Source organism: Flagellimonas sediminis (genome assembly GCF_010500845.1).
GTDB lineage: Bacteria > Bacteroidota > Bacteroidia > Flavobacteriales > Flavobacteriaceae > Flagellimonas > Flagellimonas sediminis.
On the sequence record NZ_JAAAMI010000024.1, the window covers coordinates 1 to 3649 of the forward strand.

Below are 3649 nucleotides of genomic sequence, written 5' to 3' on the forward strand. Positions count from 1 at the left end.
GGTCACTAAACGGGATTTTTCACAAATTGAGTGGAATTTCCCGTTTTTTATTTCCTTCAAATTACCTGAAAACGAACCGATTGTGCCAAAAATTTCGTTGACCCGAAAAGTTTGAACTGCTTTGTTTTTGAAGTCATACACAATCCCGTCAGGGAACACCATATATTGTATGGCCCTTTTTGTTTCCAAATCCCCTAACTTCCATAAATACGGTAAGTTACAAGCGTAATCGAGTGCCATTTTTACTGACTTTTTGAGGTTTGAACTATTTATCCCGCTATTCTCCAATTTCATCTCCAATTCCCTTTGTTTAGCTTTCAGTTCAGGCATAAAAAGATCATATTGGGACTTTGTGATTTCGTTCAGCACTACATACCTTCTTTCCAATGTATTTATCTGCTCTCCGATTTGAGCGAGTTCTTTGGTCAATCGTTTTTGGTCGTTAAGTGCTTCTTGATTGTAAGCCAACAAGGTATCGTGTATGATATCGGTCAAAGGTTCGATATACTTTTTATCGGCTATGGTATACCTGTTCAAAACATTTATAAACTCTTCATGGAGCTTTTTTGCGCTTCTACTTTCCCTGCTTCCCTTACGCCTGTTCTTGTAATAATATAGCCCCTTTTTCTTCACAATAAACCCAGTATAAGGTGTCCCACAAACCGAAGATCTGACAAACTGTTTTAATGGCAGATTTTCATCGTCGTACGAATATTTCTTGGGTGTATCTCCCTCGTGAAGTAGATTATGGATCTTTAAAAAGATTTCTTTCGATATCAGGGCCTCGTGTTTTCCTTGAATCACTTCTCCAGGAATTAGGCTATTGACAATAAGTCCACAATAGAACGGGTTTCTAAAAAGATCGGTCAATTTTTTTGCGTTTATGTCCAGACCCTTTTCTTTGAGCCGTTTTGCAATCTCGACATGGGACATATTGGAATTTGCCTTCCATAAAAAAGCCTGCTTCAACAATCTTCCTTCATTGGTGATTACAAAATTGGGGGTCTTTCCTTTACCGGGGTTCGTATTGGTGTATCCAAATGGGTAGGCTCCTGTCCAATGGCCCCTTCGTAACTTTTCCCGCATTCCAGTAATTGATTTGTCCCTACGGACCTGATTGTCAAAGTGGGAAAACATATGATAGAGGTTTTCTTGAAAGGTGCCCGCACTCGTGGTTACATCGATTTCCTGGGTGGCGGATATAACGGCCACTCCCTGCTTTTTTAACTGCTCGCTGATATAGGCACCGTTCGCGCCCGTACGTGAAAACCTATCATAGGAATAGACAATGATATAGCCAATGTTCTTTCTCCTTTTGACATACTTCAACATCCTTTGGAATTCCCTACGTTCATCGCTCTTTGCGGATTCATAGGTTCCCCCGAAATATTCCAGTACTTCCAATTCTTTTCGAAGTGCATACTCCTGGCAATATTTAAGTTGAGTGCTTAGACTGGCATTTTTGTCAAATTGCTCCTTACTTGAAACACGGGTGTAGATAACGGCCGTATTGTTTTTCCCTATAATCCTTCCCTTTTCCCTTTTGGCAAATTGATCAAATACCTCTAAGTTCATATGTTCCCTTTTTGGACATGGCGGCAAACTATGTTGGCGAATTCCCGGAGTTGTTCCACGATCTTTTTCGCTTCTTCCTCCTGGCAGTCTTCAAAACCTTTATAAGTCTTGAGCCATGTACTGTTGAATGTTCTGTTTTTCCGCTTTAGCTCGATTATCGGGTTTGACATTTCCGTTAAATAGCAATAGCTCCTTCATGTTGTAAGGTCACCACCGTATTTGCATAAGCAGGCTTTAATTTACCCTTTTTAACTATTTAAATCCAGTATCGGATGACAATTTTATTCCTTGAATATCAATGGTTGGTTAACTTCTTTTTGTTTTTGCCAGAGGGGAGACTTTTTTCCTGAATATCCTGTTTACACAAACAATCTTGCCATTGGTTTGTTTGATTTCCAGGTTCTGAAAATCATGTTGTTTCAACATATCGATGATACGCTCCCCTGTGTCCAATCGTTCCAGACCTTCAATAGCATCGACCTCCCCGTTCTTGATGATCACTTTGATGGACAGGAACCTTTTACTGCGTATCATCTCCAATACCTGGATCTCGGAGGGGGTCATTCCTGAAGGTTTTTGCTTGTTGTTATTTTCCATAAGTTCAAGTTCTAGAAGCCCAGCCCTTTCCTTTTCTTCTTTCTTTTGGACTTCTTCTTATTAATATCATCTTTGAGTTCCAGTTTGAAAGGATTCCACTCCGCTTCATCCAATAAAGGCCCGGTCATTCCATTTTCCTTAATTTCTCCCACATGACTTTTTGATTGTTGAGCAGAATTTCGAGTGCCTTTTGCAGTCCCATTATTTCTTGGTTCAACCTTGACTGTTCCTTCATCGTTTCCTTCGTGAGCTTGATCAGTTCCCCGTTCTTTTCCATTAGCCGATAATATAACTGAACGGTCTCTTGTTTGCTCATAATCGATTTGTTTTACAATACTGTTCCATGAGAATTTTTTGCCTAGGGTACTGCCTTTATATACCACATCTTGATATTTGAAAGATATCCCCGAAACCCTGCCTGTGGTTTTGCTTACGTTGAATCTTGGCGAGATATTTTGCTCTTGTAGCAACTTGATAAATTCTGTTGTGTCCATTGCTTTTGAGATTGCCGAACCGATTCGCTCCTGTAGGACAAGTTTGATAGGTACATCGCCTGTTCTAAGGGTTTTCTCTATTTCCTTTTGGTCAAGTGATTTTTTTCCACCAATTTTTGTTGAAATCTGAGTCAATCCATATTTCTTCTCCAAATCATTGAGCACTTCCCGGCTTCTTCTTTTAATGTTACTGTCACTCGTTATCCTGCCTGAATACCTGACCCTATTGGCCACTATATGGATGTGTTCGTGTTCCGTGTCCGTATGACGGTACATAATGAACTGGTTGTTATCGAAGCCCATCTTCATTAGATAGTCACATCCGAATGAAGCAAACTCCTTATCGTTCAATTCATCTGAGTAGGGCAGGTTCAAGGAAACATGAAGGACCGCATTCCCAAGTCCCGGACGCATTTGCCTGATCAAATTGAATTCCTGTGTCATGTTTACCGCTGTGGAAGGCTCTATATTGGAATCGATGACATATCCTACTCCTTCGTTTACCTTTTTTTCATTGTAGACCAGAACACCATAGAAATCTTTCCCTATTGTTATCTTACCTATCATTGTTCGAGATACTTGATTTGAGCTGTTTCAATAGCATTTTTACCTCCTCCAATTGTTTATGAATGCTGAAAGGGTCACGGATACCTGAGTTCGAGACCCTAGTGAGTTGGTTCAGGTTGTTTCCCATCCGGCTCAGTTCGATAAACAGTTTCCGGTCCAAAGGATCTACCTTTTTCGTTGGCAGGGATTTTCCCGTACATTTTCTTCGGATATACCCGGCGACTGACAGCCCAATGGTCTCCGCATTATTGGTAATGATCACGTATTCACTTTGTGAAACCCTAAAGGCGATGACAATCGTCCTTTTTTTTGATATGTCCTTTTTAGGTCTTGCCATTTTCTATGGTTTTGGTATTGTTCTAAAGGTCATTTGTAAACGAAGTGCGCAGTTTTTGTTTACAAAAACACAACTTGCT

At 40.3% G+C, this 3649-nt stretch carries 4 protein-coding genes; all 4 read right to left on the reverse strand.

Going from position 1 to position 3649, the window contains the following annotated elements; genetic code table 11:
- On the reverse strand, nucleotides 1-1575 hold a 1575-nt coding region (locus GTK07_RS19085), incomplete at its 3' end, for a recombinase family protein (RefSeq protein WP_163636631.1).
- Nucleotides 1576-1881: 306 nt separating this feature from the next.
- Nucleotides 1882-2172, reverse strand: coding sequence for a hypothetical protein (locus tag GTK07_RS19090; RefSeq protein ID WP_067032285.1), 291 nt, complete (start codon nucleotides 2170-2172; stop codon nucleotides 1882-1884).
- An 11-nt stretch (nucleotides 2173-2183) separates the two neighbouring features.
- Entirely contained in the window at nucleotides 2184-3233 is a 1050-nt protein-coding gene (locus GTK07_RS19095; RefSeq protein ID WP_067032282.1) for a relaxase/mobilization nuclease domain-containing protein, read from the reverse strand.
- Complete coding sequence (locus GTK07_RS19100; RefSeq protein ID WP_067032280.1) at nucleotides 3223-3570, reverse strand: plasmid mobilization protein; 348 nt, start codon at nucleotides 3568-3570, stop codon at nucleotides 3223-3225. Before GTK07_RS19100 ends, GTK07_RS19095 begins: the two co-directional genes overlap by 11 nt.
- Between the last annotated feature and the right edge of the window lie 79 nt (nucleotides 3571-3649).

What these genes read in the sequence shown, in the direction of transcription:
- GTK07_RS19090 (WP_067032285.1), bottom strand. Translation starts at nt 2,172, where the DNA reads ATGGAAAATAACAACAAGCAAAAACCTTCAGGAATGACCCCCTCCGAG.
- GTK07_RS19095 (WP_067032282.1), bottom strand. Translation starts at nt 3,233, where the DNA reads ATGATAGGTAAGATAACAATAGGGAAAGATTTCTATGGTGTTCTGGTC.
- GTK07_RS19100 (WP_067032280.1), bottom strand. Translation starts at nt 3,570, where the DNA reads ATGGCAAGACCTAAAAAGGACATATCAAAAAAAAGGACGATTGTCATC.